This is a genomic window from Duganella sp. CT11-25 (genome assembly GCF_047302815.1).
Classification (GTDB): Bacteria; Pseudomonadota; Gammaproteobacteria; order Burkholderiales; family Burkholderiaceae_D; genus Rugamonas.
On the sequence record NZ_JBKBFD010000001.1, the window covers coordinates 4,085,449 to 4,106,357 of the forward strand.

Here is a 20,909-nt window from a genome sequence, read left to right on the forward strand (position 1 = left end):
TTGCACCTTACCCTGCGACAAAAAGGTATGATAGTGCCTACCTTTCAGGGCGCTGCGGGCCGTTTGCCGCATGCCGGACCGATCCAACTCAAAGCTCAGCTATGACCGCACAAGCACCTGCCGCATCCGTCCCCACCGATAACAGCCCGCTGGGCACCGTCATGGCCATGGCCGTCAAAGGCTCGCTGTCGATCGGCGACCTGTTCGGCGCCGCCGCCGTGCTGCAGGAAAGCGGCCAGCTGCCGGCCGCCATCGCCCTGTACCGCGCCTGGATCGACCATTCCCAATCGCCGCTGATCTATGCCGCCTGCTTCAACCTGGCCGTGGTGCTGTCCAACGCCGGCGACGATGCCGGCGCCGAGGCGGTGCTGCGCAAGGCGATGGCGCAGAATCCGCACTTCATCGAGGCCCGCCTGAACCTGGGCACGCTGCTGGAACGCACCGGCCGCCCGGACGACGCGCTGGCGATGTGGAACACCATCCTGACCGATCCCATCGAGCCGGACGTCAAGACCAATCCGACCCTGTACGTGCAAACCCTGAACAACCTGGGCCGCCTGCTGGAAATCCGCAAGCGCTACCCGGAGGCCGAAGAGAAGCTGGCCATGAGCCTGCGCGTCGATCCGCAACAGGCCAACGTGATGACCCACTGGGTCCACCTGCGCCAGAAGCAGTGCGAGTGGCCGGTCTACAGCGGCCTGGAACACATCTCGGTCGCCACCATGATGGAAGGCACCTCGGCGCTGGCGATGCTGAGCGCGTCCGGCGATCCGGCCCAGCAGCTGGCCGCCGCGCGCCGCTTCGTCAACGAAAAGGTCAACGCCGCCGTCGCCCCGCTGACCGGCGCCCACGGCTATGGCCACGGCCGCCTGCGTATCGGCTACCTGTCGTCGGACTTCTGCTCGCACGCGGTGTCGATCCTGACCGCCGAGCTGTATGAGCTGCACGACCGCAGCAAGTTCGAGGTCTACGCCTTCAGCTGGAGCCGCGAGGACGGCTCGCCGATCCGCGCCCGCGTGGTCAAGGCCATGGACCACTACATCCGCATCGATGCGATGACCGACGAGCAGGCCGCGCGCACCATCCGCGCCCACGAAATCGATATCCTGGTCGACCTGCACGGCCTGACCTTGGGCGCGCGCCCGAACATCCTGGCCTTCCGCCCGGCGCCGGTGCAGCTGACCTACCTCGGCTTCCCGGGCAGCACCGGCCTGCCGGGCGTCGACTACGTGCTGGCCGACGAGTTCCTGATCACGCCGGAGATGGCCGAGCATTTCACCGAGAAGCCGCTGTACCTGCCGGACACCTTCCAGATCAACGACCGCCAGCGCCTGATCGCGGCCAAGCCGAGCCGCGCCTCGGTCAACCTGCCGGAGGATGCGTTCGTCTTCTGCTCGTTCAACAACAATTTCAAGTTCACGCCCGACCTGTTCAGCGTGTGGATGAACATCCTGCGCCGCGTGCCGAACAGCGTGCTGTGGCTGGTGGCCGACTATCCGGAAGTGCGCGAGAACCTGTACCGCTACGCCGAGCAGGCCGGCATCGACCGCAACCGCATCATCTTCAACAGCCGCGCGGTGCCGGCCGAATACCTGGCGCGCTACCAGCTGGCCGACCTGTTCCTCGACACCTACCCGTTCAACGCCGGCACCACCGCCAGCGACGCCCTGTGGGCCGGCCTGCCGCTGCTGACCTGCGCCGGCCAGACCTTCTCGTCGCGCATGGCCGGCAGCCTGCTGCGCGCGGTCGACCTGCCGCAGCTGATCACCTATAACTTCGAGGACTACGAAGAGAAGGCCGTGGCGCTGGCCGCCGATCCGGCCCGCATCGCCTCGATGAAGCGCCAGCTGATGGCCAACCGCATGACCTGCGCGCTGTTCGACAGCCCGCGCTTCGTGCGCAACCTGGAGACCGTGCTGCAGAAGGTCGCCAAGCCGGCCGCGCCGCGCCTGGCCGTGCCCGAGCACGCCGTGCATCCGTCGGAAGAGACGCCGCCGGCGCCGGTGCGCATCGACCAGATCCCGATCGTCACCGTGTCCTACAACGCGCCGGACCTGATCGAGGCGCTGCTGCGCACGCTGCGCCAGTTCTACACCAACCGCGTCTACATCATCGACGGCTCGAACCCGGACGTGGCGGAAAAGATCCGCGCCATCACCGACGGCTACGACAACGTCGAGTTCATCCCGTTCGGCTACAACATCCACCACGGCCCCGGCCTGACCTGGGCCATCAACCACCTCGGCCTGTCGGGCGAGGTGCTGTTCCTCGATTCCGACGTCGAGATCCTCAAGGCCGGCTTCCTGGAAGCGCTGCACGAGCACCTGCTGCCCGGCATGTACGGCGTCGGCAGCACGCAGCCGGTCAACGAGCAGGGCTACGACCGTCCGGACGGCGCCATCAACTACCTGCACCCAGCGTGCATGCTGACCAATATCGAGGTGGTGCGCCAGTGGCCGCTGCCGATCAAGCACGGCGCGCCGATGATCGCCACCATGCTGGCCCTGAACCACAGCGGCAATACCCATCTGTTCAAGCACATCCAGTGGGTGCGCGACGACTTCGAGGGCGACAAGACGCCGCACTACATCAAGCACCCGTGGCAGGGCACCGTGATCCGCACCGGCGGCTACCACTACGACCTGCCGAGCGCCACCGCCGTGGTCAACACCGACCTGCTGCAGTTCGTGCCGCTGGAGGCGCGCCGGATCGTCGAGGCGGGCTGCCGCGACGGCGCCTTCGCCAAGGCCTACAAGCAGCGCAACCCGATCTGCAACTACACCGGCGTCGAAGCCGATCCGGCGCCGGCCCAGGCCGCCCGTCCGCATTGCGACTTCGTCTTCAACCTCGACATCGAACACGCCGGCCCGGACCTGTGGGACCACGTGCGCGGCGCCGATTGCTGGGTGCTGGACGAAGCGCTGGAGCACATGGACGATCCGTGGACGGTGCTGCAGAAGATCCGCACCAACATCGCGCCGGGCGGCAAGATCGTCGCCACCATCCGCAACTTCCAGCACTGGAGCCTGCAGGCGCGCCTGAACGCCGGCGACCTGCGCTACGGCCCCGGCGGCATCGAGAAGGCGCGCAAGCGCATCTTCACCCGCGGCGTGATGCTGGAGATGTTCCAGCAGGCCGGCTTCCAGATCAGCGGCGGCAGCGCGCGCATCGTCGACGAGCCGGCGCGCGAGAAATACCTGCCCGCGATCCGCATGATGGCCGGCGCCAGCGGCATCGATCCGGTGGTCGCGGTCGAGGACGCGCTGCCTTGGCAATACATCATCACCGCGGTCGCGGCCTAAGTCTTCAGGAGCTTGAGAGTCATGAGTTTTCCACTAGTCAGCATCGTCATTCCCTCCTACAAGCCGGCCCACTTCGAGATGTGCCTGCGCTCGGCGATCGGCCAGACCTATCCGAACACCGAGATCCTGGTCAGCGACAATTGCCCGACCGAGGAGATCCACGAGATCTGCAAGCGCTTCCCGGGCGTGATCTACCAGCGCTCGACCGCGCTGCGCGAGCAGAACGTGATCTCGGCCTTCTACTCCGGCAAGGGCGAGTTCATCAAGCCCCTGTACGACGACGACCTGCTGCACCCGTTCTGCGTCGAGCGCATGGTGGCCGCCTTCCAGTCGGCGCCGGACATCCAGCTGGTGTTCTCGGCCTCGCAGGTGATCGATATCTCGAACATGCGGGTGGAGACGCGCCGCCCCTACCAGGCCAGCGGCCACATGAGCGGGCTCGATATGCACCGCCACATGGCGATGAACCTGACCAACCATATCGGCGAGCTGGCCACGGTGATGTTCCGCCGCGCCCGCCTGTGGGAACTGGGCTGGCACCAGTTGTTCAAGCGCGGCAGCCATGACTTCACCAAGGGCCTGGCCGACATCGCCAGCTACATCAATTTCACCGAGAACGGCGCCCTGTTCTACGTCGACGAGGAACTCAGCTATTTCCGCCACGACCAGCGCCTGCAGTCGAATTCGAACGCCCATTCCAATCCCCACTTCGGCTACAACTTCTCCGACTACATCGACCTGGCGGTCTCGGCCCATGAGACGGGCGCCATCACCAGTGACGAGTTGCTCGCCATGCACGAGGTGCTGGTGTCGGTGAACCAGCGCCTGGGCGGCGTGTTCCCGCAGATGGGCGAGGCCTTCGAGCGCTACACCGCCTACCGCGGCAAGCTGCTGTGACCCCACCCTCAACCGCCGGAGCCAGCATGTCCCATTCCGACACCGCCCGCGTGCACCCAGGCGCCGCCGTCGCCGCCAGCGCCATGCTGGGCGATTTCGTGGTCGCCTATCCGGGCGCCGAAGTGGGCGAGCACTGCCGCGTGCACGGCTTTACCCAGCTGTGGCCGGGCGTGCGGCTGGAAGCCGGCGCCGAACTCGGCCCCGGCGTCACGCTCGAGGCGCCGGCAAGCCCGCAGGCGCAGGTCGGCATCGTCATCGGTCCCCAGGCCCGCGTCGGCGCCGGCGCCCTGATCTGCCGCGGCGTGCGCCTGGGCCAGGGCGCGGTGGTGGCGGCTGGCGCCGTGGTGGCGCAGGACGTGCCGCCGTACGCCGTGGTCAGCGGCTCGCCGGCCCGCATCACCGATTATGTGCAGAACGCCAGCGGCGCCCCCGCCATGGCCTGGCACCAGCGCGCCACCTTCCCGCAGCAACCCTCGGTGGTGCCGCTGGGCGTGGGCGGCGTCACGCTGCACCGCTTCAAGTTCCTGCAGGATCCGCGCGGCGACCTGTCGGTGGGCGAGTTCGACAAGGAGATCCCGTTCCTGCCCAAGCGCTACTTCCTGGTGATGAACGTGCCGAGCGACAAGACGCGCGGCGAGCACGCCCACCGCCAGTGCCACCAGTTCCTGGTCTGCGTCAAGGGCAGCTGCGCGGTGGTGGTGGACGACCTGGACCAGCGCTGCGAGGTGCAGCTCGACTCGCCCGACCTCGGGGTCTACCTGCCGCCGATGACCTGGGGCATCCAGTACAAGTATTCCAGCGATGCCGTGCTGTTGGTATTCGCTTCCGATTATTACGCGGCCGACGACTATATCCGCGACTACGACGAATTCGTCGCCGAGAAGCGCGCCGCCCTCTCCCAGGAGCAAGCATGACGATCCCCTTTCTCGACCTGAAGGCCATCAATCTGACCCAGCAGGAAGACATCGAGCAGGCCATGCGGCGCGTGCTGCATTCCGGCTGGTACGTGCTGGGCAAGGAAGTCGAGGCCTTCGAGCAGGCTTACGCCGCCTATTGCGGCACGCGCCACGCGATCGGCGTGGCCAACGGCCTGGACGCCATCTTCCTGCTGCTGAAGGCCTATGGCGTGGGGCCGGGCGACGAAGTCATCGTGCCCAGCAACACCTATATCGCCACCTGGCTGGCGGCCTCGCACTGCGGCGCCACGCCGGTGCCGGTCGAGCCGGTGGAAGGCACCTACAACCTGGATCCGCAGCGCGTAGCCGCCGCCATCACGCCGCGCACCCGCGCCATCATCCCGGTCCACCTGTACGGCCAGGCGGCCGACATGGAACCGCTGATGGCGCTGGCGCGCGAGCACAAGCTGAAGGTGATCGAGGACGCGGCCCAGGCGCACGGCGCGCTGTACCACGGCCGCAAGGCCGGCGCGCTGGGCCATGCCGCCGCCTTCAGCTTCTATCCGGGCAAGAACCTGGGCGCCCTCGGCGACGCCGGCGCCATCACCACCGACGACGACGCGCTGGCGCAGACGCTGCGCACGCTGCGCAACTACGGTTCGCAAAAGAAATACCACAACGAGCTGGCCGGCTTCAATTCGCGGCTCGACGAGCTGCAGGCCGCCGTCCTCTCGGTCAAGCTGCCGGTGCTGGACCAGCAGAACGCCGCCCGCGCCGCCATCGCCGCCTGCTATACCGAAGGCCTGGCCGGCATTCCCGGCCTGCGCCTGCCGGAGGTCGCGCCATGGGCCGCGCCGGTGTGGCATCTGTACGTGGTGCGCCATGCGCGGCGCGATGCGCTGGCGGCCAGGCTGGCCGAAGCCGGCGTCGGCACGCTGGTGCACTACCCGCTGCCGCCGCACCTGCAACCCGCCTACGCGGAACTGGGCTTGCGCGCCGGCGCCTTCCCGATCGCGGAAGCGATCCACCGCGAGGTGCTGAGCCTGCCGATGGGGCCGACCATGACGCTGGCCGAGGCGCAACAGGTGGTGGCCGCCGTGCGCGCCGCCGTGGCCGCGCTGGAGACAGCATGAGCGCGCCGCGCTATGTCAAGCCGAAGGCGGTGCGCGGCCATAAACTGATGTTTCGCGACGCCACCCAGGAAGATGCCGAGTTCATCCTCTCGCTGCGCACCGACGAATTAAAAAACCGCTATCTGTCGGCCACCTCGTCCGACGTGCGGCAGCAGCGCGACTGGCTGGCGCGCTACGCGGCCGACGACAGCCAGATCTACTTCATCATCTGCAAGCTGGACGGCGGCCAGCCGGTCGGCACCGTGCGCCTGTACGACCAGCAAGGCGATTCCTTCTGCTGGGGCTCCTGGATCAAGAGCGACGAGGCGCCGTCCGGCTTCGGGGTGGAGTCGGCGCTGATCATCTACGACTACGCGCTGCAGCTGGGCTTCCAGCGCGCGCACTTCCAGGTCAGCAAAGGCAACGACGGCGTGATCAGCTTCCATCTGCGCTTTGGCGCGGTGCAGGTGGCGGAGTTCGACACCGAGTACCACTACGAGATGAGCAACGAAGCCATCCACGGCGCCATGGCCCAATATCGCAAGTTCTTGCCGAACGGCGCCACGGTCGAGTTCTAAGGCCGCCGGCTAGTAAGAGGCCGCCGCGATCGTGCGGTAGGCCTCGCTCACCGTTTCCGGCGCCTGCACCAGCGCGATCAGCACGCCGGCGCCGCCGATGGGAAACTCTTCATTGCCTTCCGGATGCAGGAATATCAGGTCGTGCCCGGACGCCCCCTTGTGGATGCCGCCCGGCGCAAACCGCACGCCGTGCGCCGTCAGCCACGTCACCGCCGCCGCCAGCTCGTCCACCCACAGGCCGACATGGTTGAGCGAGGGTTTGTCCACGCACGGCGTGCGCGCCGGATCCAGCGGCTGCATCAGGTCCACCTCGACCTGGAACGGCGCGCAGCCTATCAAGACGATATCCTCGTCGACGTTTTCCTGCTCGCTGACGAAATAGCCGCCCGGCGTCAAGCCCAGCATGTCGACCCACAACCGCCGCAGCGGCTCCTTGGAGCTGGCGCCGACGGCGATCTGCTGCAGGCCCAGGATTTCGAATGGTCTTTGCCGCATGAGTGTCTCACTTTCGTATTGAAATCGTCTCCGGGGCGCCGCAGCCTGCGCGACACGCAATTCCAGATTGAATCCTAGACGGATTCAGCCGACAATACCAGCTATGACTGCCAGCCGCCCCAGCGATGAATCGCAACTGCAGGAACTGAACCGCGCCCTTGCCGCCAATGAATTGACGCAAGCGGCCAAGGTGGCCTTTGTGCTGGCCAAGCGCGGCGTCCTGCCCATCATGCAGCTGATCGGCCTGGCCGGCCTGATGGGCCACGCCGGCCAGGCCGCCCGCGCCGCCGAGCTGTACCACCTGTGGCTGCGCTGCACCGAATCGCCATTGCTGTTCGCCGCCTGGTACAACCTGGGCGTGCTGCAGATCCAGTCCGACGAGCAGCAGGAAGCCGAGCAGTCGCTGCGCGCGGCGCTGGCCATCAAGCCCGATTTCATCGACGCCCGCATGACGCTGGGCACCCTGCAGGAACGCCTGCGCCAGCACGAGGCCGCGCTGGCCACCTGGCGCGCGGCGCTGGCGCAGATCGATCCCGACCACCCCGCCAGCCGGCCGCAGCAGATCCAGGCGCTCAACAGCGTGGCCCGCGTGGCCGCGCTGCGCCGCCACTACCCGGAGGCCGAGGACGCCTGTGCCCGCAGCCTGCTGCTCGATCCCAAGCAGCCCGAGGTCGCGGCCCAATGGATCAGCCTGCGCCAGCAGCAGTGCGCCTGGCCGGTCTGCGCGCCGCTGCCGGGCCTGGCCGAGGCCGACCTCGGCGACGCCGCCTCGGCCGCGTCCATGCTGTGCATCAGCGACGACCCGGCGCTGCAGTTGGCCGCCGCCAAACGCCACGCCGTCAACCGCGCCGCGCCGCTGCCGCCGCTGGCCGACCAGCAGGGCTATGTGCACCGCAAGCTGCGCATCGGCTATCTGTCGTCCGACTTCAGCGCCCACGCGGCCTCGCGCCTGAGCGCCGAACTGTACGGCCTGCACCGGCGCGGGCGGTTTGAAGTCTACGGCTTCAGCTGGAACGAGGAAGACCGCAGCGGCCTGCGCGCGCGGGTGGCGCCGCAGATGGACCATCACATTCCGCTGACCGTGATGAGCGACCTGCAGGCGGCGCAAACCATCCGCGCCCACGAGATCGATATCCTGGTCGACCTGCACGGCCTGGCCGCCGACGGCCGCCCCGGCATCCTGGCGCACCGTCCGGCGCCGGTGCAGATCGCCTGGCTGGGCCACCCCGGCAGCAGCGCCATGGCCGCCGTCGACTACGTGCTGGCCGACGCCTTCGTGCTGCCGCCCGAACTGACGCCGTCGTTTACCGAACAGCCGCTGTACCTGCCGGACAGCGTGCAAATCCACGACCGCCGCCGCGCCGTCGGCCCGGCGCCGGCCCGCGCCGCCTGCGGCCTGCCGGAGCACGCCTTCGTGTTTTGCAGCTTCAACAGCAGCCGCAAGCTGGCGCCGGCGCAGTTCGCCGCATGGATGCGCATCCTGCAGCGCGTGCCGCGCGGCGTGCTGTGGCTGGCCGCCGACAGCGAGCCGGTGCGCGACAACCTGCGCGTGGCCGCGCTGCGCCACGGCGTCGCCAGCGACCGCCTGGTCTTCGCCGCGCACCTGCCGCAAGCCGACTACCTGGCGCGCTTGCAGCTGGCCGACCTGTGCCTGGACACGCTGCCGTCCAGCGGCGGCGCCGGCGCCGGCGACGCCCTGTGGGCCGGCGTGCCGATGCTGACCCAGGCCGGCCGCAGCTATGCCGGCCGGCTCGGCGGCAGCCTGCTGCACGCGATCGGCCTGCCGGAACTGGTGACCCGCTCGGCGCGCGCCTACGAGGACAAGGCGGTGCGCCTCGCCAACCGCCCCGAGGAACTGGCGCGGCTGCGCCGCCGCCTCGCCAAAAACCGCGACCGCGGCCCGCTGTTCGATACGCCGAAGCTGGTCGCGGGGCTGGAGCAGCTGTACCTGCAGGTCGCGCGCGGCACCCTGCAACCGGACACGGCCACGGCAAGCGACGACATCACGCTGCCCTTGGTCAGCATCCTGGTCCCGACCGGCGACCACGACAGCCCCGAGGCGCTGGAGCGCACGGTCCGCAGCGCGCTCGGCCAGCACTACGGCCGCTGCGAAATCATCGTCAGCGACAGCGGCGCCGGCGAGGGCCGCCGCCGGAAGCTGTCCAGGCTGCTGGCGGCCCATCCGCGGCTGCGCTACAACCGCGCGCCGGCGCTGGACGCGGAAGACAACCTCGACCATTGCCTGACCCTGGCGCTGGGCGAATACATCGCCGTGGCCCCGGCCGGCGACCTGCTGCATGCGGAAAAGATCAGCCGGATGATGCATTTCTATCAAACCTATCCCGGCATCGGCCTGGTGGCCTGCTGGCGCCAGCCGCTGGCGGCCGACGGCGCCGCGCTGCCGGCCGCACCGCTGCTGCCGGTGGAAACCGCAGTCGGCGGTGCCTCGCTGGCGGCGCTGCTGCTGGCCAACGAGCGCGGCGCCGGCGACGCCCTGTGCCAGCCGGCCGGCCTGCTGCTGCGGCGCGCGCACCTGGGCGCCGCCTTCGGCCACTACCAGGGCCGCCGCTACCGCGCGCTGTCCGGCGTCGCCACCGCGCTGGCCGCGCTGGCCGGCCGCGAATGCGCCTACCTGCCGGCCCCGTTGTCGAGCTACCAGCCGGCCGCCGCCGCGCCCGGCGCGGCCGCCCCGCGCCCGCCGGCGCTGCCGGAATTGCTGGCGCCCGCGCTGGAGCGGCTGCACCTGTTGTATGAGGCCCACACCAGACAGCATTTCCTGACCGATACGCCGAAGTTCAAGGCGCTGCTGGCGGCCCGCCTCGACGCGCTGTCGGCGCTGGTCAACGCCCATTACAGCCAGTTGGCGGCAGGCGATCCGCAGCAGAACGAGGCGCTCCAGCAGACGCTGCGGCAGGGTTACCATTTGCTACTGGCCCAGCCCTAGAAAAATTCCACGCTGAAAAGCGTCATCAGCCTAGCTGAGGGGCCAAACACACGGTTCTTTTCGTTTAAAATACAACGGCAGTGGCTGACAATGCAGTCTGCGAGCATACTCATTACCAACCCGGAGACAGCATGAAAGCAGTGATTTTGGCAGGCGGCCTGGGCACACGACTCAGCGAGGAAACGACCGTCAAGCCGAAGCCGATGGTCGAGATCGGCGGCAAGCCGATCCTGTGGCACATCATGAAGAGCTATTCCGCTCACGGCATCAACGACTTCGTCATCTGCTGCGGCTACCGCGGCTACATCATCAAGGAATTCTTCGCCAACTACTTCCTGCACACCTCGGACGTCACGTTCGACCTGCAGAAGAACAGCATGGAAGTGCACGAACGGCACGCCGAGCCGTGGCGCGTGACCCTGATCGACACCGGCGCCGACAGCATGACCGGCGGCCGCCTGAAGCGCGTGCGCGAACACCTGAAGGGCGAAGAGGCGTTCTGCTTCACCTACGGCGACGGCGTGGCCGACATCGACATCGCCGCCTCGATCGCCTTCCACAAGGCGCACGGCAAGCTGGCCACCATGTCGGCCGTGCTGCCGCCGGGCCGCTTCGGCGCCATCGACATCGACGGCCAGCGCATCGTCAGCTTCAAGGAAAAACCGCGCGGCGACGGCGCCTGGATCAACGGCGGCTACTTCGTGCTGTCGCCGAAAGTGATCGACTACATCGACAACGACGCCACCATCTGGGAAAAAGAGCCGATGGAAACGCTGGCCCTGGACAACCAGATGGATGCCTTCTTCCACCACGGCTTCTGGCAACCGATGGATACGCTGCGCGACAAGATCCACCTGGAAGAGCTGTGGGAAAGCGGCAAGGCGCCGTGGAAGCGCTGGCCATGAATCCGTCGTTCTGGCAAGGCAAGCGCGTTTTCCTGACCGGACACACCGGCTTCAAGGGCAGCTGGCTCAGCCTGTGGTTGCAGCAGCTGGGCGCGCACGTGACCGGCTACGCGCTGGATGCGCCAAGCAAGCCCAGCCTGTTTGAGACGGCCCGGGTCGGCGCCGGCATGACCTCGGTCATCGGCGACATCCGCGACGGCGCCGCATTGCGCGCAGCGATGCTGAAGGCCCGGCCCGAGATCGTCATCCACATGGCGGCGCAGGCGCTGGTGCGCTACTCGTACGCCCATCCGGTCGAGACCTACGCCACCAACGTCATGGGCCTGGTCAACTTCTTTGAAGCGGTGCGCAACACGCCCGGCGTCAAGGCGGTGGTCAACGTCACCAGCGACAAGTGCTACGAGAACAAGGAATGGGCCTGGGGCTACCGCGAGAACGAAGCCTTCGGCGGCTACGACCCGTACAGCAACAGCAAGGCCTGCGCCGAGCTGGTCACGGCCGGCTACCGCTCGTCCTTCTTCAATCCCGGGAAATACGCCGAGCACGGCGTCGCGCTGGCCTCGGGCCGGGCCGGCAACGTCATCGGCGGCGGCGACTGGGCCGAGGACCGGCTGATCCCGGACATGGTGCGCGCCATCGCCGCCGGCGAGCCGGTGCGCATCCGCAGCCCGCACGCGATCCGTCCGTGGCAGCACGTGCTGGAGCCGCTGTCGGGCTACCTGACGCTGGCCGAGCACCTGTACCAGCACGGCGCCGCGTTCGCCGAAGGCTTCAACTTCGGCCCGCACGACATCGACGCCCGCCCGGTCGAATGGATCATCGCGCGCCTGTGCGCCAGCTGGGGCGACGGCGCGGCCTGGGAGCTGGACGGCTCCGCCGCCGTGCAGCCGCACGAAGCCCACTATCTCAAGCTGGACTGTTCCAAGGCCCGCGGCCGCCTCGACTGGCAGCCGCGCTGGCACCTGGGACACACCATCGACATGATCGTCGCATGGCACCAGGCCCACGCCGCCGGCGCCGACATGCGCGCGCTGACGCTGGGCCAGATCGACACCTATCAAAACACCGCACATATCTAAGGCAGCAATCATGAGTGAAGCACAAACCAAAGAACAACTCCGCGCACAGATCAACAAGCTGGTGGCCGAATACGGCGCGCTGGCCAGCGTACCGAAGCCTTTCGAGCCGGGCGTGACCGTGATCCCGCCGGCCGGCAAGGTGGTCGGCGCGCCGGAAATGGAACTGATGGTCGAAGCCTCGCTGGACGCCTGGCTGACCACCGGCCGCTTCAACGACCAGTTCGAAGCCAGGCTGGCCAAGCTGATCGGCGTCGAGTTCCTGATCACCGTCAACTCCGGCTCCTCGGCCAACCTGGTCGCCTTCAACACGCTGACCTCGCCGAAGCTGGGCCCGCGCGCGATCCAGCCCGGCGATGAAGTGATCGGCGTGGCGGCCGGCTTCCCGACCACCGTCAACCCGATCATCCAGTTCGGCGCGGTGCCGGTGTTCGTCGACGTCGAGCTGGGCACCTACAACATCGATGTGACGCAGCTGGAAGCGGCGATCTCGCCCAAGACCAAGGCCATCATGCTGGCGCACACGCTGGGCAATCCGTACAACCTGGAAGTGATCTGCGCCATCTGCAAGAAATACAACCTGTGGCTGATCGAGGATTGCTGCGACGCGCTGGGCTCGACCTACGACGGCAAGATGGTCGGCACCTTCGGCGACATCGGCACCATGTCGTTCTACCCGGCCCACCACATCACGATGGGCGAGGGCGGCGCCGTGTTCACCAACAACCCGGAACTGAAGCTGATCGCCGAATCGTTCCGCGACTGGGGCCGCGACTGCTACTGCCCGCCGGGCAAGGACAACACCTGCGGCAAGCGCTTCTGCCAGTGCTTCGGCACGCTGCCGGCCGGCTACGACCACAAGTACACCTACAGCCACCTGGGCTACAACCTGAAGATCACCGACATGCAGGCCGCCTGCGGGCTGGCGCAGATCGACCGCGCGCCCGGCTTCATCCAGGCCCGCAAGGACAACTTCGCCTACCTGACCGAGCGCCTGCAGTCCTGTAGCGAGTTCCTGATCCTGCCGCAGGCCACCGAGAATTCCGACCCGTCGTGGTTCGGTTTCCCGATGACCCTGAAGCCGGAGGCGAACATCGCCCGCGTCGACCTGCTGACCTACCTGGACCAGCACAAGATCGGCACCCGCCTGCTGTTCGCCGGCAACCTGACGCGCCAGCCGTACATGCAGGGCCGCAACTACCGCATCTCCGGCGAGCTGACCAACACCGACCGCGTGATGAACGACACCTTCTGGATCGGCGTCTACCCGGGCCTGACGCGCGAGATGCTGGACTTCGCGGTCGACAAGCTGGAAGCCTTCTTCGGCGTCAATTTCTAAGTCCGTCATGAGCCAAGCGGATTCCGCCGCGGCCTACGTCGCGCCGTTCGCCAACCTGCTGCCGCCGAACGCCCGCCTGCTGGTGCAGGCCGGGGCCGGCGACGGCGAACTGGCGCGCCACTACCGCGCGATATATCCGGCCTCGTCGATACTGGCGGTGGATGCCGATCCGGCCGGCGCCCAGCAGGCGCGCGCGTATGCGGACCGGGTTTACCAGGCCGACCTCGACACCGCCGGCGAGGCTTTCTACCGGCAGCTGGAATGGGCCGACGGCTGGTTCTTCGACGGCACGCTGGAGCAGTTCGAACAGCCGCTGCGCGTGCTGGCGCAGGTGCGCAAGGTGATCCAGTACGACGCCTGCGTGCTGGCCCGCATCGTCAACGGCGCCCACTGGAAGCAGCCGGACACGCCGGCGCGCCACCGGCTGGAGATCGCCACCATGCTGGCCCTGTTCGAACGCAGCGGCTTCCGCGTGGTCAACGGCATCCTGCTCAATCCGGCGCCGCTGCCGGCCGACGTCGAGGCCGCGCTGCGCGCGCAGGCGGCGCAAACGGACGTCGCCCCGGAACTGTTGATGGAAGCGGTCCAGCCATCCCACTACCTGATTAAAGCCATGCCCGCGTGATGAACGACACCATGCACTACTACTGCATCGCCCATGCGCCGTTCAACTGGAAGATGCCCGAGTTCATGACGATGGTCGGCTCCGGCGACTACGTGCCGGACACCGGGCTGGCCATGAGCAAGCTGCTGACGCCGGAGAAGGCGATGGCCAACCGCTACCTGGGCGAGTACCTGGCGCTGTTTGAAATCCGCCGCCGCCTGATCGCCGATGGCGCCCAAGGCTTCGTCGGCTTTTGCCACTACCGCCGCTTCGCGCTGACCGATCCCATCGGCGTGCTGACCGGCTTCAACTATCACGCCCACCCGGACCTGCTGGCGCAAGTCAAGCCGGAGCATTTCTACGGCGACGGCAAGACCCCCATCGTGCCGATCTCGGTGACCTTTGCCGGCAGCGTGCTGCAGCAATACGATGCCAACGGCACGGCGCGCGACATGCTGATGTTCTTTGGCGACGCCGTCGATTGCGGCGTGATCACCAATCTGGAAGCGGCCAACTTCCTCAGCAACCCATCGTTCATCACCGCGCCCACCGTGGCCTATATCCCGGTGCAATGGTTCGTCGAGATCGTGCACGACCTGGAGCTGGTGATGTCGCGCTACTACCGCCATCACTATGTGCAGCGGCCCGGCTATACGGACCGCAGCATGGCCTTCTGCTGCGAGCGCCTGCAAGCCTTCCTGCTGTCCAAGCGCATCGCCGCCTGGGGTCCCGACCAGGTGATCTCGCGCGCGCTGGTGCGGCTGGACGAAGCCTACCCACGGACCTGATACCGCCACCATGAACATCGTTCCCACCGCCATCCCCGGCTGCTTCCAGATCATCACCGACATCCGCCGCGACGAGCGCGGCAGCTTCGTCAAAGTGTTCCATGAGGATATCTTCCGCCAGCACGGCCTGGCCACCGATTTCGCCGAAGAGTATTACTCGACCTCGCAGCGCAACGTGATACGCGGCCTGCACTTCCAGACCCCGCCGCACGACCACGCCAAGCTGGTGTACTGCGTGCAGGGCGCGGTGCTGGACGCGGCGCTGGACCTGCGGCGCGGCTCGCCAAGCTACGGCCGGCACATCACGCTGGAGCTGAGCGCGGAGAACGGCCACATGCTGTACCTGCCGGCCGGGCTGGCGCACGGCTTTTGCTCGCTCAGCGAGCAGTCGCTGATGGTCTACAAGGTCACCACGACGTACGCGCCCGACAACGACGGCGGCGTGCTGTGGAACTCGGCCGGCATTCCATGGCCGGCGCAGGATCCGGTCATGTCGCCGCGTGACCGCACCTTCCCGGCGCTGGCCGATTTCGACTCGCCGTTCGTCTACCAGGGCGCGCCGGCATGAGCGCCGTCGCCGCCCCGCGCCGCGCGCTGCTGACCGGCGCCTCCGGCTTCGTCGGCGCCGCGCTGGCGCGCCGCCTGCTGGCCGACGGCTGGGAAGTCCACCTGTTGCTGCGCGCCGGCTCGTCCACCGCCGGCCTGCCGGCCGAAGGCCCGCGGCTGCGCCTGCACCGCCACGACGGCGGCACGCTGCAGCTGATCGGGATCATGCGCGCCGCCGCGCCGCAAGCGGTGTTCCACCTGGCCTCGCTGTTCCTGGCCGTGCACAAGCCGGAAGACGTCGACCGCCTGATCAATTCCAACCTGCTGTTCTCCACCCAGCTGGTGGAAGCGATGGCGGCCTGCGGCGTGCGCCACCTGATCAACACCGGCACCTCGTGGGAGCACTACGAGGACGCGGACTACAACCCGGTCTGCCTGTACGCCGCCACCAAGCAAGCCTTCAGCGCGCTGCTGCGCTACTACGTCGAGGTGCACGGTTTGCGCGTGGTCACGCTCAAGCTGTTCGACACCTACGGCGCCGGCGACACCCGGCCCAAGGTGCTGAACCTGCTCAAGCGGGTGGCGCTGGAAGGAACGTCGCTGGGCATGTCGCCGGGCGAGCAACTGGTCGACCTGGTGTATATCGACGACGTCATCGACGCCTTCCTGATGGCGTATGAACAGCTGGCCGACGGCCGGCAGCGGGAGGCGATGGCGGAGTACGGCGTGTCGTGCGGCGCTCCGCTGCCATTGCGCGAGGTCGCCGCGCTGTATGCGCAAGTCAGCGGCAAGCCGCTGGACATCGCGTGGGGCGGGCGCCCGTACCGCGAGCGCGAGGTGATGGTGCCGTGGCACAGCTATCGTAGCGTGCCCGGCTGGCAGCCGAAGGTCGGCCTGGCGCAAGGCCTGGCGCTATTCCACAACGCCGCTTGAAGCGCCTAGAAGTACGCCAGGTCCAGCACCACGCCGGCGCTGGCCATCAGCGCCTGCCGGGCCTGCCGGGTTTCCGGGTTGGGCGCCGGATGCTTGCGGTATAGCTGCAGCATCACTTCGACGATCTTGTCGTCGCGCGAATTGCCGCGACGCATATTCTCCGGCGCCGTCGCCTGGCTCTTGTGGATCACCACGCCGTCGGTGGCGTAGTGCACCAGCGTGCGGCCGTGCATGGCGGCCAGCAGGAAATCCCAGTCTTCGTAAATAATCAGGTCGGTCTCGTTGCGCACGCCCGCCAGCACGTCGCGGCGGTAGGCCACGCAGCTGTTCGGGATGCGGTTGCGCACGTACACGCTGTCGAAGCTGACGTCGGCGATCGACACCGGCTGGCCGCCCGGCATCGGCGTCGGCGGAAACACCGTGCGGTCTTCGTTCTGGATCTGGAAGTCGCAGAACAGCAGTTCCGGCTTGTCCCGCAGCAGGCGCGCCTTCAGCCTGGCCAGGTGGTCCGGGCGATAGGTGTCGTCGTCGTCGAGGAACAGGATGTATTCGGCGTCGGCGATCGCCAGGCCCAGGTTGCGGCTGGCGGCCGGCCCCGGCGTGCCGCTGCAGCGCAGCACATAGTCGAAGCGCTGGTCGAACTTGGCCAGCTCCTGGTACGGCGGCAGATAGCCCGCCGTGTCGGACACGATGACCAGCTTGAAGTCCTGGCAGGTCTGCGCGGCCAGCGATTGCAGCGTGCGGGTCAGCAGCAGCGGCCGGTCGTGGGTGGGGATGATGATGGTGAACACGGGCGGGGCTCCGGCGGGTTGATCAGGGTTCGCGTATCGATTCGTCCAGCGCGCGCGTGAGCGGATACATCAGGTAGGACATCACGGTGCGGTGGCCGACCACGATCTCCGCCGACACCGTCATGCCCGGCAGCAGCTGGGTGCCCGGCGTCAGCTTCCTCAGCGTGCCGCTGTACGGAATCCGGCTCAGGTAATAGGCGTCGAGGCCGCCGCCGTTCTTGTCGGCGCTGTCGCGCTTGAAGGAATCCTGGCTGATGGTGCGGACCTTGCCGACCAACATGCCGTGCTTCTGGAACGAGAACGCGTCGACCTTGAGGTGGACGTCGGCGCCGGTCTTGATGAAGCCGATGTCGACCGAGTCGATCTGCACTTCGGCCTCCAGGTCGGCGCCCAGCGGCACCAGGGTGAACAACGGCTCGGCCTCGCGCACGATGGAGCCGACCGACAGCTTGCCGATCTCCAGCACCACGGCGTCGGCCGGGGCCACCATCCGCACCGCCTTGTGGCGCTTGTCGGCCTTGGCCAGCTGCTCGGTGATGCCGTCGCGCTCGCGCGAGGCGCTCAGCAGGTCTTCCATCGATTTCTGCCGCCAGCTCTTGTCGAAGGCGGCGCGCTCGGCCTGGGCCGAGGCCAGCTCGCTGGCCATCTCGATCGCCTTGTTGCGTTGCAGGTCCATGTCGCGCTCGACTTCGAGGCGGCGGTCGCGCGCTTCCAGCAGGTGCATCTTGGCGCCGAACTGCTCGGCCATCAGCTGCTCCTGCATCGCTTCCACCTCGCGCAGCGACTTGACGCGCTGGGCCAGGATGGTCTGGTCGTGCTTGTTGGTTTCCAGGCCGGCCTTCAGGCGCGCGATGTTCTGGTCCATCTTGGTCTTCTGGGCCTCGAAGTTGGCCTTGCGCTCGGTCGACAGCTGGGCCTGCAGCAGGGCGTCGGCACTGGAGCCGCCGCCGACGCTGGCGCCCGGCTTGCCGGCCAGCTCGGCGCGCAGGCCGGCGGCCTGGGTGTCCAGGCTGTCCAGCCGCACCTTGAGCTGGGTTTCATCGGCGGCGGTGAAGGTCGGGTCCAGCGTCGCCAGCACCTGGCCTTTTTTCACCACCTGGCCGACGCGCACGTCGATGCTCTGGATGATCGAGGTGTCGAGCGGCTGCACCACGATGTTCGGCAGCGGATTGACCAGGCGGCCGTGCGCCACCACGATGGTCTCGACCGGCGAGAAGCTGGCCCACAGGATGAAGGTGACGAAGGCGCCCAGCAGCACGTGCAGCGTGATGCGCACGAACCTCGGCAGCGGACCGCGCTCGATGGCGTCGGCGTCCGGCAGGAACTCGATCTCGGTCTGGTCCTTGCCGCGGCGCTTGGTTACAGGTGACTTGTTTGCTGGTTCCATAAGTGCTGGTAAGTTTCGCTACGGGTAAGCAGTTCTTCATGACGGCCGGCATCGACCAGCGTGCCCTGCTGCATGACCATGATTTTATCGGCGTTGACCAGCGTCGACAGGCGGTGCGAAATCATCACCACCGTGCGGCCGACGGCGATCTTCGACAGGTTGCTGATGAAGATGGCTTCGCTTTCCGGATCCAGCGCGGAGGCCGCCTCGTCGAGGATCAGGATGCGCGGCCGCGCCACCAGGGTGCGGGCGATCGACAGCCGCTGCTTCTGGCCGCCGGACAGGTTGGAGGCGTTCTCTTCCAGCACGGTGTCGTAGCCCTGCGGCAGGCGCTCGATGAATTCGTCGGCCCCGGCCGCCGCGGCGGCCGCCACCAGTTCCTCGAAGGTGGCGTCGGGCTTGGTCACCGACAGGTTCTCGCGCACGGTGCCGCGGAACAGGAAGTTTTCCTGCAGCACGACGCCGATCTGGCGCCGCAGGTGCGACAGCTCGATCTCGCGCGCATCGATGCCGTCGAAGCGGACGATGCCTTCCTGCACCGGGTAGAGTCCCTGGATCAGCTTGGTCAAGGTGGTCTTGCCGGAGCCGCTGCGGCCGACGATGCCGACCACCGTGCCCTGCTCGATGGTGAAGCTGGCCTTGTTCAGCGCCATCGCCTGCGCGCCCGGATAGCGGAAGGTGACGGCGTCGAACTTGATCTCGCCCTCGAGCACCGGACGCAGGCCGTTGGCGCCGGCGCGGCCTTCCGAGGCGCGGTTCATGACCTCGCCCAGCATCTTCACCGACAGCGCGGTTTCCTGGTACTCGTTGACCAGGCCGACGATCGAGATCAGCGGCTGGGTGACGCGGCCCGACAGCATCTGGAAGGCGATCAGCGCGCCGACCGACAGCGTGCTGTCGAACACGTCGGCGGCGCCGATGATGATCAGCATCACCGGCAGCAGCTTGCCGAGGAAGTCGGTGATGGCGTTGCCGGCGATCGAGATCTGGCCGACGCGGAAGTGCATGGTGATGGCCTCGGCCGAGCGCTGGTCCCAGACGCGGCGCTGCGACGGCTCGATCGCCAGCGCCTTGACGGTGCGCATGCCGTGGATCACCTCGACCAGCATGCCCTGGCGCTGGCCCTCGGCCGAATACAGCGCGTTGAGGCGGCGCTGGAAGGTCGGCACCATCGCCAGCACCACGCCGCCGATCAGCGCCGCGAACAGCAGCACGATGCAGGCCAGCTTGAACGAGTAGCTGAACAGCACCGGCAGGAACACCAGCAGCGCGATCAGGTCCAGCGCCGTGACGAACAAGCGGCCGGTGAGGAAGTTGCGGATCTTTTCCAGCTGCTGCATGTGGCGCGTGACCACGCCGGCGCTGGTGGTCTCGAAGAAGTCGATCGGCAGCGACAGCAGGTGCGCGAACACGCGCCGCGTCAAGGTCATGTCGATCTTGTTGCCGACGGCCAGGGTCAGCGTCTGCCGCAGGAAGCCGAAGGTGGCGTCGAACAGCAGGGCCAGCACGATGCCGACCGCCAGCACCTGCAGCGTGGTCACGCTCTGGTGCGTCAGCACCTTGTCGATCACCAGCTGGAAGAAGATCGGCGAGGCCAGCGCCAGCATCTGCATGGCGATGGCGGCGATGAAGATGTCGCGGAAGGCCGCCTTCTGCTTCAGGATTTCGGGGATGAACCAGCGCAGGCCGAACGGCTGGTTGGGATCGGTCAGCTTGTGCTGGCGTTTGATGAACAGCACGTCGCCCTGCCAGTGCTTTTCAAAATCGCTGCGCGCCACCAGCGTCACGCTGGCGTTGGCGTTGACCGGGTTGAGCACGGCGACCTGGTCTTCCGCCCCGTTCTCGCCCGGCTTGACGCCGACCACGATCACCATATTGCCGTTGACCAGGCGCGCCATCAGCGGGAACACGCCGCCCTGCGCCATCAGGCGCGACCAGGTCAGCTGGTCCGCCTTGGCCTTCAGGCCGATGTCGGAGGCGATGCGCAGCAACGCGCCGGTGCTCGGTTCTTCCGCGCGCAGCGCGTTCTCGTCGATCAGGTGTTCCGGATTGATTTGCAGACCATGGTGCTGGGCGATGGCAGTCAGACACTGGATCGCGGTATGGGGGAATTTATCTTGCATAGGCCTGAATAAGGGATAAAAGCTTGCATAGGCGCACTATCGTGCCAGCCTTCGGATTCTAACCCAGCGCAGTGCTTGCCGGAGCCTTTTGTGTTGTAGAAACACCGCCTGTTTTACCCCGCTGTTCGGCCGCTCAAAAAAAAACGGCAAGACCCGAAGGTCTTGCCGTCCTGACTTCCGTCAAGCAAGCAGC

The 20,909-nt window shown here is 67.3% G+C and carries 17 protein-coding genes; 13 read left to right on the forward strand and 4 right to left on the reverse strand.

The features are described 5' to 3' along the window. Positions 1 to 101: 101 nt before the first annotated feature. Genes ACEN9F_RS17485 through ACEN9F_RS17505 form a run of 5 tightly spaced genes read left to right on the forward strand, consistent with a single transcriptional unit; the run spans position 102 to position 6,785 of the window. On the forward strand, positions 102 to 3,302 hold the full coding sequence (locus ACEN9F_RS17485) for a methyltransferase domain-containing protein (RefSeq protein WP_413421695.1): 3,201 nt from the start codon (positions 102 to 104) through the stop codon (positions 3,300 to 3,302). Between the two features lie 21 nt (positions 3,303 to 3,323). Then, positions 3,324 to 4,199: a glycosyltransferase gene (locus tag ACEN9F_RS17490; protein ID WP_413421697.1), complete on the forward strand. Its 876-nt coding sequence runs from the start codon at positions 3,324 to 3,326 to the stop codon at positions 4,197 to 4,199. 26 nt (positions 4,200 to 4,225) lie between these two features. Beyond that, entirely contained in the window at positions 4,226 to 5,113 is an 888-nt protein-coding gene (locus ACEN9F_RS17495; RefSeq protein WP_413421699.1) for a WxcM-like domain-containing protein, read from the forward strand. After that, complete coding sequence (locus ACEN9F_RS17500) at positions 5,110 to 6,228, forward strand: DegT/DnrJ/EryC1/StrS family aminotransferase (RefSeq protein WP_413421700.1); 1,119 nt, start codon at positions 5,110 to 5,112, stop codon at positions 6,226 to 6,228. The genes ACEN9F_RS17495 and ACEN9F_RS17500 overlap by 4 nt, the downstream gene beginning before the upstream one ends. Continuing rightward, positions 6,225 to 6,785 (forward strand): GNAT family N-acetyltransferase, encoded by a 561-nt coding sequence (locus ACEN9F_RS17505; protein WP_413421702.1) that lies wholly within the window; start codon positions 6,225 to 6,227, stop codon positions 6,783 to 6,785. The genes ACEN9F_RS17500 and ACEN9F_RS17505 overlap by 4 nt, the downstream gene beginning before the upstream one ends. Positions 6,786 to 6,794: 9 nt before the next feature. Here ACEN9F_RS17505 and ACEN9F_RS17510 read toward each other — a convergent pair whose 3' ends face one another. After that, positions 6,795 to 7,280 carry a VOC family protein gene (locus tag ACEN9F_RS17510; RefSeq protein ID WP_413421704.1) on the reverse strand — a complete coding sequence of 162 codons (486 nt, stop codon included), beginning with the start codon at positions 7,278 to 7,280 and terminating at the stop codon, positions 6,795 to 6,797. 103 nt (positions 7,281 to 7,383) lie between these two features. Between ACEN9F_RS17510 and ACEN9F_RS17515 the strand changes: the two genes are divergently transcribed. The 8 genes from ACEN9F_RS17515 (at position 7,384) to ACEN9F_RS17550 (ending at position 16,415) form a co-directional block, all read left to right on the forward strand. Beyond that, positions 7,384 to 10,224 carry a glycosyltransferase gene (locus ACEN9F_RS17515; RefSeq protein WP_413421706.1) on the forward strand — a complete coding sequence of 947 codons (2,841 nt, stop codon included), beginning with the start codon at positions 7,384 to 7,386 and terminating at the stop codon, positions 10,222 to 10,224. Between the two features lie 131 nt (positions 10,225 to 10,355). Next, positions 10,356 to 11,129 carry a glucose-1-phosphate cytidylyltransferase gene (gene rfbF / locus ACEN9F_RS17520; RefSeq protein ID WP_413421708.1) on the forward strand — a complete coding sequence of 258 codons (774 nt, stop codon included), beginning with the start codon at positions 10,356 to 10,358 and terminating at the stop codon, positions 11,127 to 11,129. Beyond that, positions 11,126 to 12,208, forward strand: coding sequence for a CDP-glucose 4,6-dehydratase (rfbG, locus tag ACEN9F_RS17525; protein WP_413427092.1), 1,083 nt, complete (start codon positions 11,126 to 11,128; stop codon positions 12,206 to 12,208). The genes rfbF and rfbG overlap by 4 nt, the downstream gene beginning before the upstream one ends. A 10-nt stretch (positions 12,209 to 12,218) precedes the next feature. Further along, complete coding sequence (gene rfbH, locus ACEN9F_RS17530; protein ID WP_413421710.1) at positions 12,219 to 13,544, forward strand: lipopolysaccharide biosynthesis protein RfbH; 1,326 nt, start codon at positions 12,219 to 12,221, stop codon at positions 13,542 to 13,544. A 7-nt stretch (positions 13,545 to 13,551) separates the two neighbouring features. Then, the gene (locus ACEN9F_RS17535) at positions 13,552 to 14,169 is read left to right on the forward strand and encodes a hypothetical protein (protein WP_413421712.1); all 618 of its coding nucleotides are present in this window, start codon (positions 13,552 to 13,554) and stop codon (positions 14,167 to 14,169) included. Beyond that, positions 14,169 to 14,936: a hypothetical protein gene (locus ACEN9F_RS17540; protein WP_413421714.1), complete on the forward strand. Its 768-nt coding sequence runs from the start codon at positions 14,169 to 14,171 to the stop codon at positions 14,934 to 14,936. The genes ACEN9F_RS17535 and ACEN9F_RS17540 overlap by 1 nt, the downstream gene beginning before the upstream one ends. Before the next feature lie 10 nt (positions 14,937 to 14,946). Beyond that, positions 14,947 to 15,504 (forward strand): dTDP-4-dehydrorhamnose 3,5-epimerase, encoded by a 558-nt coding sequence (rfbC, locus tag ACEN9F_RS17545; protein WP_413421716.1) that lies wholly within the window; start codon positions 14,947 to 14,949, stop codon positions 15,502 to 15,504. Then, positions 15,501 to 16,415, forward strand: a complete 915-nt coding sequence (locus tag ACEN9F_RS17550) for an NAD-dependent epimerase/dehydratase family protein (RefSeq protein WP_413421718.1) — start codon at positions 15,501 to 15,503, stop codon at positions 16,413 to 16,415. The genes rfbC and ACEN9F_RS17550 overlap by 4 nt, the downstream gene beginning before the upstream one ends. Positions 16,416 to 16,420: 5 nt before the next feature. On the opposite strand, the gene ACEN9F_RS17555 is transcribed toward ACEN9F_RS17550, so the two are convergent. The 3 genes from ACEN9F_RS17555 to ACEN9F_RS17565 are packed head-to-tail and all read right to left on the reverse strand — an operon-like array spanning position 16,421 to position 20,716. After that, positions 16,421 to 17,206 carry a glycosyltransferase family 2 protein gene (locus tag ACEN9F_RS17555; RefSeq protein WP_413421720.1) on the reverse strand — a complete coding sequence of 262 codons (786 nt, stop codon included), beginning with the start codon at positions 17,204 to 17,206 and terminating at the stop codon, positions 16,421 to 16,423. Between the two features lie 22 nt (positions 17,207 to 17,228). Continuing rightward, complete coding sequence (locus tag ACEN9F_RS17560; RefSeq protein WP_413421722.1) at positions 17,229 to 18,593, reverse strand: HlyD family type I secretion periplasmic adaptor subunit; 1,365 nt, start codon at positions 18,591 to 18,593, stop codon at positions 17,229 to 17,231. Then, on the reverse strand, positions 18,566 to 20,716 hold the full coding sequence (locus tag ACEN9F_RS17565) for a peptidase domain-containing ABC transporter (RefSeq protein ID WP_413421724.1): 2,151 nt from the start codon (positions 20,714 to 20,716) through the stop codon (positions 18,566 to 18,568). The genes ACEN9F_RS17560 and ACEN9F_RS17565 overlap by 28 nt, the downstream gene beginning before the upstream one ends. Positions 20,717 to 20,909 lie beyond the last annotated feature (193 nt).